At 30.9% G+C, this 24,602-nt stretch carries 19 protein-coding genes and 1 pseudogene; 5 read left to right on the forward strand and 15 right to left on the reverse strand.

The annotated features are described in order from the left end of the window. Positions 1-122 precede the first annotated feature (122 nt). The 5 genes from J2Z44_RS13630 to J2Z44_RS13650 form a co-directional block, all read right to left on the reverse strand. A complete protein-coding gene (locus tag J2Z44_RS13630) occupies positions 123-2,270 on the reverse strand; it encodes a diguanylate cyclase (protein WP_209649675.1) in 2,148 nt (715 codons plus the stop codon). A gap of 936 nt (positions 2,271-3,206) precedes the next feature. Beyond that, positions 3,207-4,982, reverse strand: a complete 1,776-nt coding sequence (locus J2Z44_RS13635; RefSeq protein ID WP_021283446.1) for an aminopeptidase P family protein — start codon at positions 4,980-4,982, stop codon at positions 3,207-3,209. Between the two features lie 103 nt (positions 4,983-5,085). Then, positions 5,086-6,195: an ethanolamine utilization protein EutH gene (gene eutH, locus J2Z44_RS13640; protein WP_021283445.1), complete on the reverse strand. Its 1,110-nt coding sequence runs from the start codon at positions 6,193-6,195 to the stop codon at positions 5,086-5,088. After that, on the reverse strand, positions 6,185-6,754 hold the full coding sequence (locus J2Z44_RS13645; protein ID WP_021283444.1) for a helix-turn-helix domain-containing protein: 570 nt from the start codon (positions 6,752-6,754) through the stop codon (positions 6,185-6,187). The genes eutH and J2Z44_RS13645 overlap by 11 nt, the downstream gene beginning before the upstream one ends. A 315-nt stretch (positions 6,755-7,069) precedes the next feature. Continuing rightward, on the reverse strand, positions 7,070-8,977 hold the full coding sequence (locus J2Z44_RS13650) for a S8 family peptidase (protein ID WP_031271441.1): 1,908 nt from the start codon (positions 8,975-8,977) through the stop codon (positions 7,070-7,072). Positions 8,978-9,273: 296 nt separating this feature from the next. Between J2Z44_RS13650 and J2Z44_RS13655 the strand changes: the two genes are divergently transcribed. Then, entirely contained in the window at positions 9,274-10,983 is a 1,710-nt protein-coding gene (locus J2Z44_RS13655; RefSeq protein ID WP_209649677.1) for a methyl-accepting chemotaxis protein, read from the forward strand. Between the two features lie 283 nt (positions 10,984-11,266). Here J2Z44_RS13655 and J2Z44_RS13660 read toward each other — a convergent pair whose 3' ends face one another. From J2Z44_RS13660 to hcp, 5 genes are all read right to left on the reverse strand, one after another. Then, entirely contained in the window at positions 11,267-13,279 is a 2,013-nt protein-coding gene (locus J2Z44_RS13660) for a methyl-accepting chemotaxis protein (RefSeq protein ID WP_021282011.1), read from the reverse strand. A 522-nt stretch (positions 13,280-13,801) separates the two neighbouring features. Further along, positions 13,802-14,029 carry a hypothetical protein gene (locus tag J2Z44_RS13665; RefSeq protein WP_021282010.1) on the reverse strand — a complete coding sequence of 76 codons (228 nt, stop codon included), beginning with the start codon at positions 14,027-14,029 and terminating at the stop codon, positions 13,802-13,804. 381 nt (positions 14,030-14,410) lie between these two features. Further along, positions 14,411-16,117: an HD domain-containing phosphohydrolase gene (locus J2Z44_RS13670; RefSeq protein WP_209649679.1), complete on the reverse strand. Its 1,707-nt coding sequence runs from the start codon at positions 16,115-16,117 to the stop codon at positions 14,411-14,413. Between the two features lie 32 nt (positions 16,118-16,149). Beyond that, positions 16,150-16,317, reverse strand: coding sequence for a hypothetical protein (locus J2Z44_RS13675; RefSeq protein WP_021282007.1), 168 nt, complete (start codon positions 16,315-16,317; stop codon positions 16,150-16,152). Positions 16,318-16,743: 426 nt separating this feature from the next. After that, positions 16,744-18,390: a hydroxylamine reductase gene (gene hcp, locus J2Z44_RS13680; RefSeq protein WP_021282006.1), complete on the reverse strand. Its 1,647-nt coding sequence runs from the start codon at positions 18,388-18,390 to the stop codon at positions 16,744-16,746. Positions 18,391-18,657: 267 nt separating this feature from the next. On the opposite strand from hcp, the pseudogene J2Z44_RS21605 reads away from it, so the two are divergent. Further along, positions 18,658-18,882: pseudogene (locus tag J2Z44_RS21605) on the forward strand (hypothetical protein); the annotation flags it as partial. After that, positions 18,842-19,078, forward strand: coding sequence for a DUF2249 domain-containing protein (locus tag J2Z44_RS13685; RefSeq protein ID WP_021282005.1), 237 nt, complete (start codon positions 18,842-18,844; stop codon positions 19,076-19,078). The pseudogene J2Z44_RS21605 and the gene J2Z44_RS13685, both read left to right, overlap by 41 nt. A gap of 270 nt (positions 19,079-19,348) precedes the next feature. On the opposite strand, the gene J2Z44_RS13690 is transcribed toward J2Z44_RS13685, so the two are convergent. From J2Z44_RS13690 to J2Z44_RS13700, 3 genes are all read right to left on the reverse strand, one after another. After that, the gene (locus J2Z44_RS13690) at positions 19,349-19,591 is read right to left on the reverse strand and encodes a response regulator (RefSeq protein ID WP_021282004.1); all 243 of its coding nucleotides are present in this window, start codon (positions 19,589-19,591) and stop codon (positions 19,349-19,351) included. A 53-nt stretch (positions 19,592-19,644) separates the two neighbouring features. Next, positions 19,645-19,980, reverse strand: coding sequence for a thioredoxin family protein (locus J2Z44_RS13695; RefSeq protein ID WP_021282003.1), 336 nt, complete (start codon positions 19,978-19,980; stop codon positions 19,645-19,647). Between the two features lie 125 nt (positions 19,981-20,105). Then, positions 20,106-20,387 (reverse strand): ArsR/SmtB family transcription factor, encoded by a 282-nt coding sequence (locus J2Z44_RS13700; protein ID WP_021282002.1) that lies wholly within the window; start codon positions 20,385-20,387, stop codon positions 20,106-20,108. Between the two features lie 433 nt (positions 20,388-20,820). Here J2Z44_RS13700 and J2Z44_RS13705 point away from each other — a divergent pair, with 433 nt between their 5' ends. Continuing rightward, positions 20,821-21,480 carry a 4Fe-4S binding protein gene (locus tag J2Z44_RS13705; protein WP_021282001.1) on the forward strand — a complete coding sequence of 220 codons (660 nt, stop codon included), beginning with the start codon at positions 20,821-20,823 and terminating at the stop codon, positions 21,478-21,480. Positions 21,481-21,627: 147 nt separating this feature from the next. On the opposite strand, the gene J2Z44_RS13710 is transcribed toward J2Z44_RS13705, so the two are convergent. After that, positions 21,628-22,248, reverse strand: a complete 621-nt coding sequence (locus tag J2Z44_RS13710; RefSeq protein ID WP_021282000.1) for a LysE family transporter — start codon at positions 22,246-22,248, stop codon at positions 21,628-21,630. Positions 22,249-22,622: 374 nt separating this feature from the next. Between J2Z44_RS13710 and J2Z44_RS13715 the strand changes: the two genes are divergently transcribed. After that, positions 22,623-23,828, forward strand: coding sequence for a DUF401 family protein (locus J2Z44_RS13715; protein ID WP_021281999.1), 1,206 nt, complete (start codon positions 22,623-22,625; stop codon positions 23,826-23,828). Positions 23,829-24,063: 235 nt separating this feature from the next. Here the strand turns inward: J2Z44_RS13715 and J2Z44_RS13720 are convergent, their stop codons facing one another. Further along, positions 24,064-24,597 carry a rubrerythrin family protein gene (locus tag J2Z44_RS13720; RefSeq protein WP_021281998.1) on the reverse strand — a complete coding sequence of 178 codons (534 nt, stop codon included), beginning with the start codon at positions 24,595-24,597 and terminating at the stop codon, positions 24,064-24,066. Positions 24,598-24,602: the final 5 nt, after the last annotated feature.

Below are 24,602 nucleotides of genomic sequence, written 5' to 3' on the forward strand. Positions count from 1 at the left end.
AAGGCCACTCCCCCTGGCCTCAAACAATGTTTTACACTGCTAATAAACTAAACTTTCACTAAGGCATCTGAAAATAAATAAAAAGTGCCCTTGCAATTTAAAATTGCTTGGGCACTTTTCTTTTAGTGTGAACATATAACACAATTTCTACCGTTGTGCTTTCCTCTGTACATGGAAAGATCAGCATTTTTTATGGTAGAATTAACTCCTATTCTTTCATTATACTGCGCTACCCCAAAGGTTATAGTAGTATTAATCTTGTTTCCATTATAGAAAAAATTATAACTTTCAACTTTTTCTCTTAGTCTTTCACATAACTTGGCTGCTTGATGGTGATTAGTATCAGGTAACAACATTAGAAATTCCTCTCCTCCCCACCTAGCAAAAACATCTTGTTCTCTTAAAATACTGTTCACCATATTGCTTAGCTCCACTAATATATAATCTCCACAATTGTGACCATAGACATCATTTATAGTTTTAAAGTAATCTATATCTAACATTACAATAGAAAAAGCTTTTCTGCTCTTCGAATACTCTTCAACTTCTTCCTTAATTTTCTTCATTATATAGTAACGATTATATATTCCTGTTAAAGAATCGGTTTTAGATAATAGTTCTAATTCGCTTTTTTTAGCTTTAAGATCTTCAGATTTTTGAGAATTATTTAAAGCAATAGCAATATAGGCACCTAAAGCTTTAATCATCTCCAAAGATCTATTAGAATGGGCATTATCCCTATAACTTTGAACTGTCATGGCACCAATTACCTCTTCCTCAATGATTAGAGGATAATAAATCATTGATTTAACTCTATGACTTGGACTGTTAGCTCCAAATCTTATTTGTTTTTCTCCATCAACCATAAGATCCTTTATAAAAATTTCCTTCTTTTCTCTTATACATCTTGCTGCATAACTTTTCTCATCATTAATGGAAAGACTATACAGTGGACGAGGTTCCCCTTGCTCCATAAGTATTTTAAAGTCTACACTCTCATTTTCTTTATTACATAAGCAAATTCCAAAAACATCTGCAGCCATGAGTTTACCAATATTTTTATAAATCATAAAAAGTACTTTTTCTATATCTAGAGTAGCAGTGATTTGTTGAACAATTTCTCCTATGATTTTAATGTCTTCATAGGCTTCTTCAAGAACTTTAGTTTTAAGTTCATCTTCTTCACTTTTCCTCTTTAATTCCTCATTTTTTAATCTTTGTATTTCTGCATCCTGCTTTGCTCTTTCAATTTTGTATTGGGTTGCATGCTTAGCAAGCTTATTATTTAGTTCCTTAGTCTTAATCTTTTCTTCCAATTCATTATGCACCTTAAGACAATGAAAAGCCTGTTTATATTCCCCTTCCTTCTCATAGGTCTCAGACAAAGTCCTATAAACACTATTTAAAAGGCCATGCGCTTTTATTTTTTCTGCTTCCTGAGCAGCTTGATTAAGATAAATAACAGCCTGATGATTTTCATTTTGCAAAGCATATAACTTTCCAATGTTATAAAGCATTTCTATTTCAAAATACTTTTGCTCACTTTCCTTGTATATATTTAATGCAGTCTGGAAATTTTCTAAAGCTTTATCCCAAAGCTTCATTTCTCCATAAATTAACCCAAAGGTATTATAACACTGAGCCACGTCACCTTTCTTACCATTAAGTTTAAAGGTTTCCAAGGCACGTTTATTCCACTTTAAAGCAGATTGAATGTCGCCTTTTTTATGATAGGTGTCTGCTATATTTGATAAGATTAGGCTTTCTATCTTATCTTCTGTTTTAGTTGAAATATCTAGAGCCTCTTGTAAAAACTCTAAGGATTCATCAAACTGCCCAAAATTATAATAGATTACAGCAATATTATTTAAAAATGCTGCATCTATTTCATAGTTATTTTTTTTCATAAGGGCAAACCCCTTGGTATAGTGGCTTAGTGCTGCTTCAGAATTACCTAAGGTATTGTATAGATTTCCTAAAACATAAGCTGCTTTAATCTCCCCTTCTAAATTTCCTTCAGCAGTTGCCCTATTACTACCCTCATGAGCCATTTCTAAAGCCTCATCATATTTCCCTTGAAAACTACAATACCTTGCTAAGGTAATTTGGCTTAGAGTAAGACCCTTTTCATAATTTATATTCTTAGACAAATCTTCCGCCTTCTCGATAAGCGGTAGTGTTTCTTTTATATCAGTCCTAAATAAGTCCCAGCTTCTATTAAGTAGTACGTGAATCTCTTCTTGAATTTTATCTTCATAATTGTTTTCCACTACTTTTCCCTCCCGGCTTGTTTATCTGTAACTTATAATACATATACATCTTTCAGTAAATTCTAATCATTAATATCATTTTAGAAGCTTTAAGTCTGCCATCTTCTTTAAGTAGCAGTTGCTTTGGTGTAGCAAGAGTGCTTTGTTAACAAATTTCATTTATTTACCAAAATCTGCTTACAAAGTAACTCTACAAAATGGACTTGTTTATTAATTAATAAAAACATCTTTGTACATAGAATGCAATAACGATACTGTGCGAATATATTTAATTCTTTTTTGCATTCTCTTTAATATGAGTTGCTTAAAATTATCTTTTAATATTTAAGTAATATTGCAATTTATATATAAAATTATAATTACTTAAATATTACCATAAGTATAAATAAGTGTCTAAGAATCTTGATAAATATTTAACTACTATCCCCTATTATAACTATAAGAGTGATGGATTCTGAATATTACTCAATATATTTACTTTTCTCCTTGTTTATCTATAGATATACCGCATCTTAGCTTTAAATAAACTTAAGTTTTTTCAATGCGTTGATAGCAAAATACTTTAAGGTTTCTAGTGGTAAATCTATAGAGAAACCACTTCACCAATTAATTTATATCTTTCAAGAAGTGGTTTCTCCAAAAGAGATAGGCAAGCTCAATTAGTGTAATTATCTGAGCTTTTATTAATATCAAGGAATTTCAAATTTAAAGATATATAAAGTTTTGAGCTTGTTTATCTATATATATACCAATAAAAAAACATGCGTAAACAGACACCTAATTCATCTGTTATGCATGTTTTTTTATTATAGGTTTTCATAATAGAATTTTAACTTTTAAATATAGATGAAATTTACCTCCATAAACCCTTGAGAGAACTATGGTAGTACTGATAATAAGTTAAGCGTTAACTCTGGTTCCCTATATTTAGTAAATTTATATTGCTCTAGTTTCCTCTAAAAGCCACTCTTTACACTGCTCATCTAACTGTGGTGAAAGAAGTTCATAAACCTTTTTATGATAATTATTAAGCCAATTGATTTCAAAATCTGTAAGCATTTCTTTAACTACTGCACCTAAATCAATTGGAACATAACATAAGTCTTCAAAATACATAAATTGTCCAAATTCAGTTTTTTCTCCTTCAGCTACAATTACTGTATTTTCTGTTCTTACCCCATGTCTACCTTCTTTATAAACCCCTGGTTCTATGGTTATTACCATGCCCTTTTCTAGTTTAATATTGTTTGGAACTTGACTAAAACGTTGTGGCATCTCGTGGACACTACCAAGGAATCCTATTCCATGACCTGTACCACACTTATAATCAAGACCTTCATCCCAAAGAGGTTTTCTTGCCAATATATCTAAATTTGAACCTGTGGTGCCATAAAGGAATTTTGCTGTGGATAAAGCAATTACAGATTTTAATACCAAAGTGAAATCCCTTTTTTCTTCCTCAGTTAAATCACCTAGCACTATAGTTCTTGTAATATCTGTAGTACCTTTAAGGTATTGACCACCTGAATCTAAAAGGAAAAATCCTTGTTTTTCAAGTGTTACTGGGATTTCCTCATTGTAAGGATTATAATGCATCATTGCAGCATTTTCTCTGTAACACGCTATGCTATCAAAGCTAGGTCCAAGACAAAGAGGCTCAGTTCTTCTAAGTTCTTCTGCTTTTTTAACCACATCAACTTCAGTAATTGTTCCAGTATTTTCTTTAACCCATTTAAAAAGCCTAACTAATGCAGCTCCGTCCTTTATATAAGCTTCTTTCATATTTTCTACTTCAACCTGACTTTTTATTGCTTTAATCATAGTAGTTAAATTTGGCTCATTAATTTTTTTAGCATCTTCATTTACACTACTAACTAAGCTGTAATTTACATTGTTATAATCTATTATCACTGAAGCCGTATCTTCTATAGCTTTAAGGAAAGAATAAACTTCCTCATATTCCTTAACAATAACTCCAGCTCTCATTAATTCTTGCTCCACATTAGCATTTACTTTATTTTTATCAACAAATATAAAGGCTTCTTTTTCTCCCACTAGGCTGTAAGAGATGATAAAAGGATTATTTGGAATATCATTTCCTCTGATGTTAAAAAGCCAACAAATATCATCTAGGGATGAGAGTAAGTAATAATTTCCTCCAAGGTTTTTCATTACCTCCCTAACTTTATTAAGCTTTTCCTCTCTACTTAAACCACAGTACTTTGTATCATGAATAAACACTTCATCTGAAGGAACTTCTGGTCTGTCTATCCATATAGGACTTATTAAATCTAAAGTACTATTTATTTTTATCTCCTTACTTTGAAGTTCTTTTTCCAACTTTTCAGCAGCAGAGGCCGAAAAAAGCATACCATCAAAACCTACAGTTTCTCCCTCTTTTAATTCTTCCTTTAACCACTGAGTATAGGTTGGAGTCCCTATTTCCGCTGCTTTAAACAGTTCTATGCCACTATCCTGAAGTTGTTTTTCTGCTTGAATATAGTACCTTCCATCTGTCCATAACCCAGCTTTGTGTTTTGTAAACACTACTGTTCCTGCTGATCCTGTAAAACCACTTATCCATGCCCTTGCTTTAAAATGCTCTCCCACATATTCACTTAAATGTGGGTCTGCACTTGGCACAATATAAGCCTCTATCTTATGCTTTTCCATAAGGTCTCTGAGTTTTGATATTCTTTCTTTAATCTCCATATCCCATTTCCTCCCTAATATTTATTTTAAAATTTTAATAACATTTTGATAAATTTCAATTCTGCTAACCTCTTTAATTGACAGTTACTCTACCTACTTACAATTATTCTCCTAAGGCTTCTGAAGCTTGATAAAAGGAAGTTTTCTGTTGAAGGTATATATAGTTTGAGAGGATTAAGCTTAAAATTCCTGAAACTACCTTTGCAATAAAAAAAGCTCCTAGTAGGTTTGGCTCTACACTTGCAACATAAGCAAGTTGTCCTCCAAATATAAATGCCCCACTTACTGCAAAGGCTGTACACATAATCTTTCCTTTTTCATTCATATAAGATAAATTTCCAAAAACCAAAAGATTACTTGCAAGATTTCCAATCATTGCTGTTATGGAATTTGAACTTATTTCTATTTTCTTGCCTAACCTATCCATTGGCATTTTTAATGCTCTATTAATTACTTCAAGCATTGGATAAGCCCCACCAAGAATTATTGAAATTTTTCCTACTAAAGACATGGTTTCTTCAAAGGGTGTAAGGAGACCACCAAAGTTATAACCATAAATTAATTGAATTTCTTGAAGAGCTAAACCCAAAATACTCAGCATTATAATTACTTTTCCAAAGCCCTTGAAAATTTTCATAGTTAAATTTTGAGCCTTAAAAAGCCCAATTACTAATAAGATGGAAAAAGCCACTATTGGCATCATATTCCACAAAAGAAGGTTCATATCCATCCCTTGCCATATTCCAGCAGCTATAATTCCTACTGGAATGGATACAATTCCAACCATTATTCCCTTTGCCAAAGGCTCCTTATCCTGCTCACCTGTCATACTAAAAGCTAGGGGTAAGGTAAAACTAATAGTTGCTCCTAAAGTTGCCCCAACTATTACTCCTAAGAAAGTTCCAAGCTCACTATTTATAGCTATATTTTTGCACAGTTCATAGCCTCCCATATCCACAGCAAAAAAGCTACTAGGAATAATAGAAGGATCTAATCTAAAAAACTTCCACATTACCGTTGATATTGGGGAAATTAATTTTAAAAGCATAGGGCATAAGGAATATATTCCTATAATACCTAAGGCCAAAGCACCCATGGTCTTAATTCCCTCTTCAAATTTATTCCCCAGATTTAAAGGATTACCCAAAACATAATCCACAGCTCCAAGTAAAAAGAAAGCTCCTATTATATATATAACAAACTTACTTATCATTTTTACCACCACTAAAATAATTTGGAGAATTTACTGTAAGAAGCTTTACCACTTTATTAGTATTGTTACACCAATTATGAATTCTAGTGGAATCTAAGGAAATACTGTCTCCTGGATAAAGATCATACATATTATTATCAATGTATAAAGTAAGGATTCCTTCTAATACAAAAATAAACTCTTCACCAGAATGCTTATATAAAGCCACCTGCTCCTCAGTCTTGTGTGGAAAAATTTCTATAAGCTTTGGTAAAAAGGCTCTGTTTTCAAGGTTTTGGCACAAACCATAGGAAATAAATCCCCCATCCTCCATACTAAGCACAGGTCTTTCATAGCTTTTTATTACAATTCTTTCAGGTTTCTCATCAAAATGAAAAAAGTAGGAAAGATTAACTCCTAATATGGTAGCTAGATTTTCAAGAGAATCTACAGCAATGGAAGTTAATCCTCTTTCTAGTTGTGACAAAAATCCCACAGATAGTCCACTCTCTTCACTTAATTTTTTCAAAGTGATATTCTTACTATTTCGCAGTTCTTTTATTTTATGTCCAATATTCATAAACTTTTACCTCCTTATTTCTACATGAATATTATACCATATTGTCAAATATAAAATCACCGCAAAATATTTTTTTTCACCATAATGATTAAATCATATAAAAACACCATAATTATAAGAATTAATCTTCAATTACAGTGTTTTTTTCTTAAATATTCAAAGTATTAATTAGCTTTAAACTATATAGATTTTCCTAAAAATATTGCAAATTGTGAGGTTTGTTCTAAGCTTTCAAGGTTTTACTGATTTTTTCTTTATTCCTTTAAAGATTAAATCTCCTCATTTATTTTCTTCTTGCTTTACTATAAACCTGTGTTAACTTTTTATTCTTTGAAATATTTCACTTGGTATATTTATATATAAATAACTATACTGATTTTCACCATTAGATTCTATGAGTTTTCTAGTCTCAATGGCACCACCAATTCTTTCTAGAACTCCATGCAACAAATTAAAGCTGAACTTTCCAAATCCCCATTCAATGTTTGGATAAAGCTTACCTTCCTCCTTAACTGTTGAATTAATTATTATGTTTCTTACTTGTGGCGCGTAAAAGCCCATTAAACTTTCATTTGATACCCCCCATTGAGATATTAATGCTACAGCTCCTGTTAATACGGCTCCTGCCATAGCCCCACCAGTTCCTATGATTAAAGAATTGTTTAAACCCGCTGTCAGTAAATTTACCCCAGCATTTGTCACTGTTGGCTCTAAAGTTGTTCTTATAGGAAAACCTTTTCCAGAGCTTTCTACTATGGTGTTATTTATTTGATTATAATTAGAAGTTGCAACTATATTAGAAGCCCCACAAGGGGTTAATAGAGTTATACTAGGATCTGGTCTTAAGAATCTAGTATCCCCCTCTAGCAATTCAGACTGAGGCATCCAAGCATTATATACCCCATTAATAATATCTACTCCGGTAAGTCTTATATTCCAGACTCCTTCCGTAGTATTTTTTATTAATATATTCAAACTTAAATATCCCGATATTGTGGTTCGTGTGATGTAATCAATACTAATATTATTTTCTTCGAGGCTAAAGTATCTCAGCTGTTCAATATTAGTAGTTAAAGGAATATTACTTAAGGTGTTTCCACTAGGGGAAGTTATTGTTATTGATATAACATCTTGACTTCTAAAGTAGATTGTTATATTTAGTAGAGTTTGTAACTTACCCACGTTAATTAAAATATCACTTGTTGTTCCATCTTTCACAACACTTCCACTAGTATGAGTGCTTCCAGTACCTTGATTTCCTGTTTCTGTAACAATAAAAAAATCTCTTCTGTTAGTTAAATTATCAATATACCGTTCTGTTATAGTATCTCCATTTCGTCCTCCAAAATTAGACCCTATAGATAGATATACTACCATAGGCTTATTAAGACTTTCTTGAAGTTCAGAAAGGTATCTAATTGCAGCTGTAATATCAGAGGATTGGTAAACATTGTTAACGTCCTTAACTATACCTGCAGTTGTTAATATATTTTTTTTAGCTTCTGTTAATTTGACAACTGCAAACTGACATTTAGGAACTATGCTATTTATCCTATCAACTTCCCCAATTAATCTTCCGCCAATAATACCTGCTATGGCTGTACCGTGGCCTACTTCATCCTTATGTGCAACTATATCATAGGGAGAATTACCTGTTGTATTCTTACTTATCCTTATAGCATTATCTATATCTTCTTTGTTATATACTGTTCCATAGGGATAAAAACTTGGGCTAGGACCTTTTTCAATTGTTTGATCCCATATTGACACAATTCTACTCTCACCATTTTCATTAATGAACCTAGGATTTAAATAATCCATTCCTGTTCCGATAATTCCAACTATAATATCCTCACCGGTAAGAGGTATCTGATTCTCATAAGCATTAACTCCATTACTTGTATCTCCATCCACCTTAAGTTCAGACAGAGTATATATTGCATTAGGTTGCAAGCTTATGATTTCTGGAACACGTTCTAGTAAGGTGTTTAGCATTCCATTTTTAACAAATAAAATTGCAAAAAACTTATCAGTTATATATACATCTGCATAATCCACTTTAGATATAGCTGTAAATATATCTCCGGAGTATTCAATGAAGTAAATTTCATAATCTTCACTAAAATAATAGTTTCTAAACTCCTCATCTGTCAGTGTTTTAAAATCCCCCTCCCCTAACTCCCTAGGGTTTCTCCCATCATATCCCCATTCCGTTAAGCTCATAATATACCTTCCCATAATTTGTACTTCTAGTTACAGTATATTAGTTAAATGATAATGAGTTCATTTTTTATAGTAGTTTTTTTTGAACTTCTTTACTATAATCAATTATTTAAAACTAGGAGCAAATTTATAGCCAAAGTTAAACTAATAACCTTTAATTTTATTAATCTTTATAAGATTTTGCTATTATATAGTGAAATATCTATAGTAATAACTTTCTTAAAGTTCTTATCCTATTGGCCGATAATATTAATTGGTAATTTCTTAAAATAAATTTTAGAGAAAGAAGTGATAAAATGATTAAAAATTTGAAAATGAGGTTTAAAATATTAACCTTATCTCTAACTGCTTTTATTTTGATTTTAACTGTGGCTGCAGTAGGTTACATGGATATGACTAATTCTAACCAGGAATTATCCTCATTATATGATAATAATTTATTACCAGTACAGTATCTTAACGATAATAGAAACCAAGCTAGAGCTATTGAGGCAGATATATACGCAATAATTTTGAATGTTGGTAATAAGAGTATCCAGGATGAAAAATTACAGGACATTCAAAAACGAAGTAAAACTTTTGATGATAATTTTAACAATTACAAAAAAGTAGACCTAGATAAATTTGAAACCGATTTAATTCCTGTACTTGAGGAAAACCTTAAAAAATATAGACAGGGCAGGGATGAGACAATTAACTTAGCCTTAGAGGGAAAACAAAGTGAAGCACTAAATAAGTTTAATTCTGTTCAAACCTATTTAAATGAATTTCAAAAGCATTTAAAAGAATTAGCTGATTATAATATTAAGGTTGCTGAAGATACAGAAGTACATAATGTTGAAAATGCTAAGTCAGTTACTAAACTTTACATAATTCAAATAATAATTTCATTAATTGTAGGTATTGTTATGTCACGTGCTGTTTCAAATAGTATCGTAAAACCACTAGTGCTTATAAAGGACTTTGCAAACAGACTTAAAAACTCTGACTTTTCTACTCCTATTGTAATGTCGAGAAAAGATGAATTAGGAGAAATTGGAACTGCACTTAATGAAGCTCAAAACCAAATGAGCATGGTGATTGGTGAAATTCAAATCTCTGTTAATAATTTAAGCTCTGAAAGTGAGGAACTATCTGCAACAGTAGAGGAAATGACTGCTAAACTTGAGGAAATTAACTTTGCTACAGAAGAAATTGCTTCAGGAGCACTGGAAACTAGTGCAGGAGCAGAAGAGGTTGCAGCTTCTACTGAAGAGGTGGATGCAAGCATTCAAGAACTTTCTTCTCAGGCTTTAGAGGGAAGCAATAAGGCAGAGGGAATAAAGGAAAAAGCAACCCTAGTAAAAAAGGAAACCAATGATGCTTTTGAAAAAATACAAAGAATTCAATTAGAAAAAGAAGAAAAAATTAAAAATGCCCTTAAAAAAGCCGAAGTAGTTGAAAATATTAAAATCATGGCAGATGCCATTTCTGGTATTGCAGGCCAAACCAATTTACTTGCACTAAATGCAGCCATTGAAGCTGCAAGAGCTGGGGAGCAAGGCAGGGGTTTTGCAGTAGTTGCAGAAGAAGTTAGAAAACTTGCTGAGCAATCTTCAGCTGCAGTAATTAAAATTAAAGAAACCATTACAGAAGTTAGAGAAGCCTTTGATGATTTAAAAGAAAATAGTAATGAAATTCTCTCCTTTATAAACAAGGATATTACAGAGCAATTTGTAAAATTTGTTGAAGTGGGAAATGATTACTTTGAAAACGCAGATTTCTATGCTAAAATTTCTGAAAACATAGCATCTATGTCTGAGGAGATAACTGCAACTGTGGATCAAGTTAATGGAGCTATTCAAGATATGGCCCTAAAAGCACAAGGATCAAGTGAGAACTCTGAAAGCATAAAAGGTGGAATTAATGAAGCTTCAATTGGTATGAATCAAATTTCAGTTGCCGCTCAAACCCAAGCAGAAATGGCTGAAAAACTAAATGAATTAGTGTCTGGTTTTAAAATCTAACACATTACTTATTTAAGAACTCCATTTATAGATGTCTATAAATGGAGTTCTTTTAAAATATTTTTAAACATCTTCCTAAAATAAAAACTAGCAGGACTGAAAATAATACTTTATGAAAGTCCTGCTATAAAAAAGATGAGTTACATGTTAAGTTTCACAAATTTATTGGACTTTAGAAGTATAAGGGGGTTATTTCGTAGCCTTCTTATGGATTTGAGATCCCCCTATAACATAAGTCCTCCAAAACCAATTTTATAAAACTTCATTTTACAGTAATGATTTTTTATATCTTAAAGTTTTTAATCTCACCCTCTAGTTTCTGTGATAATTGTTCAAGTTCTTGTGCATATTGAGTAAAGTCATTCATGGTAGCAGTAATTTCCTCTGTAGAAGCTGAAACTTCCTCTGTGGCTGAAGCAGTTTCTTCAGATATTGAAGAGATATTCTCTATTTGTCCAACTATATTTTCCTTTCTTTCTTCAATATTATCTATAAATTCTTGTATCTCACCTACTTTACTATTTAATACAAAAATTCCATTAATAATATTATCAAAGATACTCTTAGTTTTCTTCACAACTTCGGTCTGATTGTTTACTGCAATTTCATTTTCCTCCATAGCCTTTACTGCAGCTATGGATTTATATTGAATTTCACCAATTATTAACTTTATTTCTTCTGCAGAATTTTTAGATTCCTCAGCTAACTTCCTTATTTCATCTGCTACCACTGCAAAGCCTCTTCCAGATTCACCTGCTCTTGCCGCTTCTATGGATGCGTTCAGTGAAAGTAGATTTGTTTGTTTAGTTATACCAGATATAGACTCAGAAATCGAAGTTATTTGCTCCATACTTTTATTAACATCCTTCACAAGCTTTCCTACTTCTATAGAAGATATTCTAGTTCCATTGGAAATATCCATCAACTCTTCCACCATTGTAAGTCCAGAACTACTTAACTTTTCAGTATCTGAAGATATCTGCCCCATATTTCTTGTTGATTTCGATATTGTATCTAACTTTTCAGACAAGTCCTCCATGTCATTTGAACTTTGTTGAGTACTTTCTGCTTGTTTAATAGCCCCAACTGTTATTTCATCCATAGCTTGAGCTACCTGCTGTACCGCAGATGTAGTTTGCTCTGACATATCAGCTAAATTACTTGCAGTTTCTAGCACTGATTTAGAAGCTGAATTAACATTTTTCATTAACCTTGAGATATTTTCTATCATTTTATTGAATGAGTTTCCTAAGCTTTTAAATTCATCCTTTGACTTGATATCCACACTAACCGTTAAATCACCTAAAGATGCTTTTTCAATAACCTCTTGAACTCGTCTCACATTATTAGAAATACCATTACTAATGAAAATTGATAGTACTGTAGCTATAATACTAACTAAAACCACTGCTGCTAAAATAACAAATAATATTTTATTTGTATCTTGTAATAATTCCTCTTGGTTTAAAGTAGCAACGATTTTCCATTCTGTTAAGCTAATTGTTTTATAAACTGCGAAGTTCTTAACTCCATCCAGTTCATAATTTGCAAAGCCACTTGATTTAGATATCATCTCACCCCAAAAGCTTTGTTTTTTCATAATATCGGTTCCAATATATTGGGAATTAGGATGAATAATCATAATTCCTTCTTTGTCACTAATAGCTATATATCCTTCATTGCCTATTTTAATGCTAGATAAGCTCTCTGTTAATTTCTTAAGAGATATATCCATTCCAACAACCCCAACTAACTTGCCATCTTTTTCAACTGCTTTTGATAATGTAACTACGTATTCTTTAGTTGCAGTATCTTTGTAGGGTGGGCTTATTGCTATATCTCCTTTTTTGTTTACAGCTTCTTTATACCATCCTGTTTCTCTATGATTGTATCCAACTGGAAGATCAACCTGAGGAGAGAGTAACATCCTACCAGCTTCTAACCCATAAAATGTGTTTAAGATGCTATTGTCTGTATTTCTTGTGTCTTCCAGGAAAGAATTAATATATTTTTCTGAGTCTGGTACATTACCATAATTGATGTAATTATAATTAACTGCTAGAATTTCTAAAGGATTTCCCATGGCTGTAAAATAGTTTGTAAGTCCTCTGTCTATTTCATCCATAGTTTGCTCGCTTGTTACTTCCAGTTTTTTTAGCAGTATGGAGTGAGCTTGTCTATATGCAAAAATCCCCACTAAAATCAAAGGAATTAAACAAATAGCTAGAAAGCTAGTAATAAGCTTAAATCTTACAGATTTTAGACCTAATCCTCCCACTGATTTAACCTTTTTCATTTGAATCCACCTCCGTATAAAAAACAGTAAATGAAAATTACTTTATTTAAGATAGTTTTTATTAATATAGGATTAAAACTAACCAATAAAAACTCTTTAATCCTTACTTGAAAATTATAATATCAATTAAATAGTTTGAAATTGGGCTCCAAGTATCATTAATAACTTCCTGCTTCATTCACTACTTCATTTATAACTGATTAAGCTACTTTTTGCTAAAATTCAAAACTTGGAACCCAAAATATAAGGGGATGAGAAATTACAAGTTTAATTTGAATTTTAATGTCCTAGAGTATAAAAATTATTGATATATCATTCTACGCTCCACAACAAGTGTATTTATCACCTTAAATATTGCAATTTAATTTTATTTTTCATTTATTTTTCTGAATATTTCCATAATTTATTCTAACACTTTATTCTCTTTATTTCAATAGTAAAACAACATAAAATAACAAATAACTTTATATTTTCCAATATTAAATCCTTCTTCATTCTCTTCTAAATCCCTGTCAGTTATTACTACAATGGGAATATTTTTATTTCTATATCCACTGCATACTCAATGCATCTTAATTTATATGCTACTAATACCTGATTTTCCTTGTGAGAAATAGTAAGAAGAACTCTAAATGAACTTTTAAATTTATTTAGTTTTATCTGTTGATTCATTAACGAATAATTATGATATCTAGATTTATCAATATTATTAGCATATTCTAAAGAAAAATCAAGTAAACTTATCCCCATCAATATACTACTTACACTCTAATTATAGTTGTCACAAAGTGATCCAGGTGAAATTTAATCCATACAACATTTACCACAAATAATATAAAAGCCTGCATTCTTCTTTAAATAACTATTTAATTATAGCCACTTGAAGATTTGCAGACTTATTTATATCATATTTTACCTTTATTACTTTTAAGGTTTTATTAGATGTTAATTTTGCATCCTATTTTGAGTTTGTTAATAATGATAAAAATCAATTGGAAATTTTATAAAAGTACTACAGGTCACCCAAATTTTTCATAGAAAACAAAATATTAAAGAAGAAATAAAGAACTTTTATAATAAGCTTAATAAGCCAATTTTATTCGGCGAACTCGGTTTTTCCTATTACAGTAATTACTCTTTTTCTCCATATAAGATACTGATTTTTTCAAAATCCTTTTCAAGAATCTGAAGGCATGTCATCAACTTATCTGAAAACTTTCCACACTCACCATTTAATATCATCTGAATTGCTTCATTATGGTGAAAAGCTCTTTTATATGGGCGTTTTTCTATCAGAGCATCATAAACATCTGCTAAAGCTACTATCTGGGCACAGGGCGGTATTTCATTCTCAAGTAAACCATCCGGATACCCTCTTCCATCAGCCCTCTCATGATGATAACGGCATATGTCATGTCCAAATTGTGCAAGTTCAGGATCGTATTTTTCTAATATCCTATGACACAATTCATCCCCAATAGTAGTATGAGTTTTCATTATTTCAAACTCTTCTTTTGTTAGCTTTCCTGGCTTCAATAAAATACTATCAGGTATACCTATTTTCCCAATATCATGCAATGCAGAAGCTTTGCAAAGTAAATCTATTTTATCTAAGCATACTCCAAACACCTCTGGATAAAGTTCCGCTGCTTTTTCAGTTAGTAAATATGTATATTCTTTTATCCTTTTTATATGCTGACCAGATTCTAAGTCTCTAAACTCAACAATGTCTGCAAGATTATCAATAATTGTAATATTAAGCTTTTTTAACTTTTCGCTTTGAAACTCAATGTTTTCTGTCTTTTCTTTAATAATCTCCTCTAGCTTATTTCGATGTACAATCAATTCACGCTCTGCACTTTCAGCTCTTTCTTTTAACCTTACAGCTTTATTCCTTTTTATATAATAAAATGTAATAGCTGAATTCAATGATATAAAAGAAAAAACATATATACTAATTAACAGAATTCCATAAGCATAAGTATTGCTATTTATTACCTTTCTATCAACCACATATACTACACGCCAATTTGATTCTGTAGCTTTATATACAAGGGAATATTCATATCCCTCATTGTAAAGTTCTATAACTCCTGACTTTTTATCAAATACTTCCTTTAAATATGGTTCTATATATTCATAATTATTCATTGTTCTATCGAAGATAGACTTTCCTATCATGGTAGTATCACTATGTGCTACGAAGTTTCCGTCTTCATCCAAAATGAATCCTTTTTCTATAAAGCTTTCTTTGCTGATAGTGTTATTTATTATTTCGTTTATTTTATTCTGACTTAGATCAAGTCCAACTACACAATGCTCAGTGCCTTTCACCTTCTTAGAAATAGTTACTGTCACTTCATCAGTTAGTATATCTTTATAAGGCTTAGTAGTTACTAAATCACCACTAATTATTGCCAATTCATACCAATCTCGATCTTTAGGGCTAAAATCTTCATATCTATCATCTATAGTACTAACTATTTTATCGTCATATGCAATATACAAATTTGGAAAAAGGTCTGTATTACGACTTATCATTTGGAAACTTTCTAAAATTAGTTGCTTAACATTCATTTGATTTTCAGAAATATCTTCTATATATCTATAATCTCTTTCAATAAAATTGATAATATTTTCTCCAAAAAAAACTATATTATCTAACTCATTAACTGTTTCCGCACATTTAGAAATCCCCTTCTCCACATTCTTTTGGCTCACTTCATTTTCAAATAATCTACTTCCTCCTAACGCAATCATTAATAAAGCAGAATTTAAAAAAATTATAATTAGTACAAATAAGTAATGCCTTTTTATAAAGTCTTCTATTTCATGCAATTAAATCACCTCCCATATCTTTAATTAATCTTTTAAAGGATATCTATTAGATAATAGTGAAACTCTTCGGATATAGAAGAAATATTTTCAATTTGACCTCCTATATTTTCTTTTTTCTCTTCAATATTATCTATAAATGCTTGTACCTCTACTGCTTTATTCTTTAGAATAAAAATATCACTATCTTTATTATCGAACACTTCTTTAGTTTTATTTACTACTTTAGTTAGGTTATTAACATCAAATTACTTGTAATTTGTAATATAAAAATAGACACCTGTCAATTACTTCAGATGTCATTACTATAAAGTGAAATATAACCGTAATTCTATTTTATGTTAATAAGGTAATTATATCATTTTCTATATTTTTACACAACACTTCAATTTTAGACATTTTTCCTTTATTTATTCAACATTTTTTGACTTTCTCGTGGTAAATAAGAAGGTTTTTAACCAAAGCACCCAATAGTGTCAGCAGTGCTTCAATAAGCGCAAAATAAAAGAGGGTATTTTAAAGGAGTTTTTGAAACCACTCTAAAAATACCCTCTTTTGTATATAGTAAGTATTTACATCAATGTTATTAGTTAAGTTCCTCTCTAGTCTTTCTAGCTGTTATGAGGATCTTATTTTAAGGAATTTCCCAAATCTTCCTCTGCAGTGCTAATAGGTTTAATTCCAAAAGTATCTACTAGGAATTGTAACACGTTTGGAGTAATAAATGCTGGAAGGCTTGGTCCTAAATACATGCCTTTTACTCCAAGATATAGTAATGCCAATAGATCTGCTACCGCCTTTTGCTCATACCAAGAAAGCACTATAGTTAGTGGTAATGAGTTTATGTCTGTTTCAAAAGCATCAGCAAGCGCTAATGCAATTCTTACTGCTGAATAAGCATCATTACATTGACCTACATCTAATAATCTTGGAAGTCCAGCAACAGTTCCAAAATCAAGTTTATTGAATCTGTACTTACCACAAGCTAAAGTTAAAATTACACAATCCTCTGGCACTTTTTCTGCAAATTCAGTGTAGTAGTTTCTTCCTGGTTTTGCTCCATCACAGCCACCTATTAAGAAGAAATGTCTTAGTTTGCCTTCTTTAACTGCATCAATTATTGCTCCTGCATGACTTAAAGTTGCCTTATGTCCAAAACCAACTAAGATTTCTTTTACCTCTTCCTCCTGTTCAAAACCACCAAGTTCTAGGGCTTTGTTTATGATTTCTGAGAAATCTTTATGCCCATTTTCATCTTTAGCTATATGTTTTACATTATCCCAACCAACTACACTAGTTGAGAAAATTCTATCTCTATAAGAATCTCTTGGCTTCATCATGCAGTTTGTTGTCATTAAAATACAACCTGGTATACCATCAAATTCTTTTTGTTGATTTTGCCATGCACTTCCGAAGTTTCCAACTAAGTGGGAGTACTTATTAAGCTCTGGATAACCATGAGATGGTAACATTTCTCCATGAGTATAAATATTAATTCCTTTGCCTTGTGTTTGTTCTAATAACATTTCTAAATCTCTTAAGTCATGGCCAGAAACTATTATGAAAGGTCCTTTTTTAATATTAACATTTACTTTTGTTGGTGTTGGAGAATTGTATTTTTCATTATTCCCCTTGTCAAGAACTTCCATTACCTTAACACTTTTCTCTCCAGTTTCTAATAAAACTTTTATTAAATCTTGAAGACTTAAACTGTCATCAGTAAGGGCTTCTAGAGCTTTGAAATAAAACTCGTCCACTTCATCACTTATATAATTTATGAATCTAGCTTGGTGAGCATAAGCTGCTATACCCTTTAATCCGTACTTTATAGTTTCTCTAACTGAACGAATATCTGCATCTAAATCTTGGTTATACATTATTCCAGCCTTTTTAGCATCTTCAAGAATTTCTTCTTTGGTGTTACTTAAATTATAAAGTGCTTCTTCTCTATCTAAATTCTCACCATTTAACTTATTTCTTAATTCCTCTTTTACTTGTTGAGATTTCTCAAGGGCTCTCATATGAGCTTCAGGGTCAAAGTTTACATTTGTTAAAGTCATAAATAAAGAATCTTCAACAAAAGAAACTATGTGTTTAGATATTTTTTCTCCTTTTCCAATAAGCTTCATTGCATATATGCTTATGCCCTTTAATTGATAGATTAATAAATCCTGCATTGCTGCAATTTCTGGTGTCTTTCCACAAACTCCGATTTTAGTGCAGCCTTTTCCTCCTGCTGTCTGTTCACATTGATAACAAAACATTAACTGTTCCATAGGTTGTCCCCCTTTAGAATTATTTCTATCTTTTTAAATACTCAACTACGAATTGGTACATTGAGATGATTTATATAATATTTTACATAATATTCTACATTTTTGCAATATTTTTAAATATTTTTTCTGAAATATTGTTTTATATTAAAATTTATTTTGTTGAATTTGATTTAAATCACATTAATCTTCTTAAATTCCTTATACAATTAATACATAGTTAGGAACAAAGCTTAATTAAAAAGCTTTAAAGTTTAGAAGTTTTACTACTTAAATGAAACTTCAAAGTATCTTGTGTTTCAATTAAGAGACCACATTTATAAAGAAATTTATATTTTATACCCTTCAGCTATAGATGCAATAAAGGAAAATGAAATTTGGAAGGACATGAAAGAAAAGTGTGACCTTATTGGATACTGCCCCTTCACTCAAGAAATAAAAGGAGATGTTAGCTATGTCACAATTTGCTGCACAAGTAGATGCAAGAAAATATGAGCCAAAGGATAAACACGCTGTCATTTTTAGAACCTTTTTCGACTTAAAAAAAGGTGAAGTAATGGAATTAGTAAATGACCATGATCCAAGGCCACTACACTATCAATTTTTAGCAGAACTAGATGGTACCTTTACTTGGGAATACCTAGAGCAAGGACCTGAGGTTTGGAGAGTTGCAATAGGAAAGGTATCATAAATTAAAATTAGATTGTATGATTAAAATTTAATAAACCCAAAATGTAAATAAGTCTGTAAGTACTTTAAGTCTTCTATTAAAATAGTGACTTTAAAGTATCTACAGACTCTTTTATTTTAGAAAACCAAATTCAAGACCTAAGTTATACATTACGCCTATCTTGGTTCTCTTAAAGCTTTTTGAAGATGAATAAGATAAACCTTCATCATGGAAGCCTAAATTAATAAGTATTACCTAAAATGAGCCTTAGCTTCATTATAATCAAAAACACTATAACAGTATGATTCTAACCCTACTATTATATTTCTTAAATAATTTTATTGTTTCACTTAAGTTACAATTGTCAATTGAAGTTTCATAAATAATAATGTCTGGATAATACTCTTTAACTTTACTTATGGCTTCCAGAGAATTTTTAGCTACATAAACTAAATTGATTTTTTCTTTAAACACTACACTAACTATTGAATTATGGACTACCTCTAGATCTCCAATTAACATCACTCTATCCAAATCAATCACCCAATTTAATTGTAACCCATATTGGTTTTTTCGACAATGTTATTTCACACCTGCTCTTGAAAAAACATATTGTAGTATCTTTCTAGCTTAGAATTTAGCTCCAGAATGCTTATATGTCGTGCTTCTCTAATTATTTCTTTTCCTTCAATAAAAACAAGAATTACAGGAATAGTAAAAATGTTATAGTAAGCGGAAATCTTAATACTTTGCTCCACATCCACTTGAGCATTTTTAATTCTTGGGTACTTCTTCAAAAGCTCCTGAACCTTTGGCTTTAAAGCAGTGCATACCCCACAATTATTACCGCCAAAGTATACCAATGCCATTTTATTATTGTTTATTAACTCCTCAATAGCCTCATTAGAATTTATTATATCCATATTAATCAACTCCAATTATCATTTTATAGGAACCCAAAGTCGGCATTTTACTTTATACATAACTCTAATTTACTTAGATTAAAGCTTATGACAATGAAAAAACTAAACTTTCATCATTGATATTTTTAGTCACAGTAATTTGCTTTTAATGCTTTGATTATGTTTATTATTCTTTTATCTTCAATACAGTAAGTAATAGAAAGTCCCCTTTTATTTGATGATAGAATTTTACTGGCTTTAAGTAAGACCAAATGCTGGGATAAGGCTGATTGGGTCACATGATTTAGCTTTTCATGTAGCTCACTAACAGTCATTGGTTTTTCAATTAAATGGCACACAATAGCTAATCTATTTTCATTGGATATTACCTTTAATAATTCAGATATTTCTTTTACTTTATCTAACATGATACTCCCCCTAATTGTACAATGAGTATTTTAGTATTTTCTTATTTACTTATATTAAATATAAAGCTATACTTTGTCAACTTTATGTTTTTAATTGTAAGTAGCATTTCCTTTCTCAAGCCTTACAATTCCTCCAATAGCAAATGCAAATTTATATAGCTGACAAAATAATGTAATCAAAAAAGCCTGAAGTATAGTAATTAACCCAGGCTAGACCATTATTTAATTATTTTCCTATTCTAAACTGTTATTGAATAGGCATAAAAATCCTTTCTAAATTGAGTTTGCAAAAGTTATAATCACACTTTTATACTTTTTACATATTTTGATATTGATATATCGTAATATTATGATATACTAATATAGTAATGTGATTAACTCCCCCCAGGGGTGTGTGATATTACAGGGGTGTGTGATATTAGGAGGATGGTTTATGAACAAATTATTTCAACTATGGAAGAAATATTCCTATGCGCTTTTACTTATATTTGTTTTAGTTAGTCTTTTTGATTTTAGAATTGGAATGGCTGCAATTATTTGCATGATAGCACCTGTAATAGTATCTTTTTTCAGAGGAAGGTTCTGGTGTGGAAATTTATGTCCTAGAGGAAACTTCTACGATAATATTATGTCTAAATTTAGTAAAAACAAGCCTGTGCCAAAGTTTTTAAAATCTACATTTTTTAGAATTCTTGTGGTGTTATTTATGTTTACCATGTTTGGCTTAGGAGTAGAACAAAACTGGGGAAATCCCGCTGGAATAGGTATGGTGTTTTACAGAATTATAGTTGTCACTACCTTAATTGGTATAATATTATCTCTATTTTATAACCACAGAACTTGGTGTCATTTCTGTCCAATGGGAAGTATATCAGCTTTCGTGTCTTACTTTAGAAAAGATAAAAAAGTATTAGAAGTATCTAGCTCTTGTGTAAATTGTAAGATTTGTACTAAGAAGTGTCCAATGGGTATATCCCCTAATGAGTATAAAGGTAATGCTTTAGATCACCCTGATTGTATTCAATGCTCAAAGTGTGCAATTGCCTGTCCTAGAAACTCTATTGGTTATGACACATTAGAAAATAAGAAATAAATAATCTAAATAATATTTATAATTTCTCAAAGGGCTTAGGATGATATTATCTTATAAAGTCCACCATGAGAGCAAATAAAGCTAATTAATGATAACTTGAAAAGGAGTTGGATTTTATTAATTTCCAACTCCTATTATTCTTTATTCTTAGAACATTAACAGCCCTTTTATTACACTGTAAAGGCCCAACAAGGCTATTGCACCACCAAAAATTTTATCTATAAGACAGAAGGTTTCTATTTTAAAACTCATCTTGTACTTGTGAATCAACTTACCTATGACAACCCAAAATATCATTGATCCAAGGAATATAGATAATACAAACAATAAATTTTCACCTATATCTCTCCTGTGAATTTTAATTCCCATCTTTGTAAATATAGTTATAAAAATTAAAAAAGTCGTGGGATTTGAAAGCCCTAGGAGAAAATTTGAAAAGCCTGGATGTAGCGTAAACCCTTTCTTACTTTCCACTTCAACCCTATTCTTTAATGCATTTATAAAAATATTAATTCCAATAATTAAAAATAGTATTCCAATTGTTTCATCAACTAAAACTCTATGCTTATGTAACACTCCACCAATAAAACTAATGCCAAATACTGCACATAGAGCATAAACTACATCAGAGGCAGCAGCACCTAGGCCTGAAAAGAAGCCTACTTTCCAATCATTATTTATAATCCTTTGTATAGTCAAAATCCCTAAGGGCCCTATTGGTGTGCTTACAATTACTCCAATAAACAAGCCTTTTAAAAATAGTTCCAACTTATCACTCCCTATTATATACTGTAGAGCTATTTTCTCATTTTTTCTTAAATTACTTAGAAAGTAGCTACTTAAAATTCTAACCTAAAAAGGGAATATCTTCAAAGCATATTTTAAAGCGAAAGTACATCCTATTATAAAAATTCTTCTTAATATTGTTCTTCTTCCTTACTACCTATTTGAAACACAAAAAAATATATGGATTAAACATATCTTCAAAAATATAAGTAACTAATAAATTTCATAGTAACTTGTCGTTTAATAGCAATAAAGGTTATAATTTACATGTCAGAATTATTTGTGGAGTATTATAAACTAAAACTAGAAATAGAAATTAAATGCTCTTTAATATAGGGTTTAAAAGGAGGATTATTTTGGATATTATTAAATTAATATTGATTTTTTCTTGTATTGTTATGGTAATAAAACTTAAAAAACCTTTATATGTATCAATATCTGCTGGTATATTAGGTACAATTTTATTATATGGCATAAATCCAGTGCAATCTATTAAACTTATTAAAGATGGAGCTTTTAGCCTAGCTACCCTAAATCTTATTTTAGCTTTTTACACAATTACCTTTCTTCAGAGAATGATGGAAAAAAGAGACCATTTAATGCTGGCAGAGAAATCTTTAAGCAATTTGTTTAACAACAGAAGAGTAAATGCAATGATTGCACCATTTATAATTGGCTTATTACCCTCTCCTGGTGCAGTGCTTATAGCCTCTCCAATAGTTGACAACGCTGGTGAAAATTATATAAGTATAGAAGAAAAGACTTTTATTACTAGCTACTTTAGACATATTTCTGAAGCCTTCTTACCTACATATTCAACCATACTATTAGCATTAAATCTTTCTGGAGTAGATATGACAGCCTTTGTAATAGCAATGCTACCAATGGTGGTTGTATTATTTTTGTTAGGGTATTTTATGTATGTTAAAAAAATTCCAAAAGATATTGAAGTTAAAAATACAAATAATAAAAGGCAAGACCTTAAGAATTTAATAATTAGCTTATGGCCCATTGTTTTCACCATTGTAATTATCTTAATGTTAAAAATACCTGTTCACTATGCAGTTTTTCCAATTATAATACTTTCATTTTTTCTAAACAAATTTAGCTTTGAAGAAATAAAGCCAATGTTTGCATCTGCAGTAGAAAGCAAACTAATACTAACTACTATTGTAATAATGGTGTTTAAAGAAGTTTTAACCTTTACAGGAGTTATTCAAAGATTACCTGAATACTTTTCAGCATTACCAATTCCACCAGTAATTATTTTTATGCTTTTATTTTTCTTCGGCACCTTAGTAGCTGGAGCTCAAGGCATGATAGCTATAGCTGTACCTTTAGCTTATGCTACTATCCCAAATGGTGGACTAGCCTTAATGGTCCTAATTATGTGTACAACCTATATTGCTATGCAGATTTCACCAACTCATATATGTTTAGCAATAGTTGTAGAGCACTATGGAACATCCTTTATAGACTTGGTAAAAAAGACTATACCCATACTCCTAAGTTTCATTGTAATCAGCTCTCTTTATAGCTACTTGTTATATTTTCTGTTGTAAATCCTGATTAATATTAATATGTTAAATACCTTATGGGAAACCACTTAATAAAAATAGACTTGGATAAAACCAAGCCTATTTTTGTATAAACTTAAGAACTTTATGTTAAAGTCGTAGCAAGCTGTTTAAAGTCTAGCAACTTTGGAAGCAGATTTTGACTGGCACTAAAGCACATTTTCTAGGCTGGACAACTGCCACTTTTTAAGATGGCAGACTTGAAGCTTCCAAAATGTTGTTAAAGTTCAGGACATAAGGGCTTGTACCAACCTTGAGGATAGTTGTCAACTGGACAAACAAAAGGTGCTTCCTTTCCTTCATGCAAGTAACCACAGTTTAAACACTGCCATATTTCAACAGTATCACGTTTATATAAAGTACCATTTAATACGTGGTTATATAATTCTTCAAACTGTTTTCTATGGAGTTCAAGTACGACCCTAGCCTCCCTATAAAAAACTGCAACTTCATTAAATCCTTCCTCTAAAGCTTTTTTTTCATACTCTAAAAAGCGTTCTAAACTATTGGCTTCAGATAACATAGAGTATCTAAGATTCTCCTGTAGTGATTTAATTTGCCCAAGGAATCTGCCATAAACTTGTCTAGAGAGTCCAAGCTGATGTTGAGCAAACTCCTCATAAATTCTTGCAATAAATTCAAAGCCTTCACTTCTAGCACGTTCTGCAAACAACTGATATTGAGTTACTGTTCTTGAGTCCAAAGCAAAAGTTCTTTTCAAATTTTCTTCAGTAACCGTTCCATTAAGTTCCATATCTT

The organism is Clostridium punense (assembly GCF_017874425.1).
Taxonomy (GTDB): Bacteria; Bacillota; Clostridia; order Clostridiales; family Clostridiaceae; genus Clostridium_J; species Clostridium_J punense.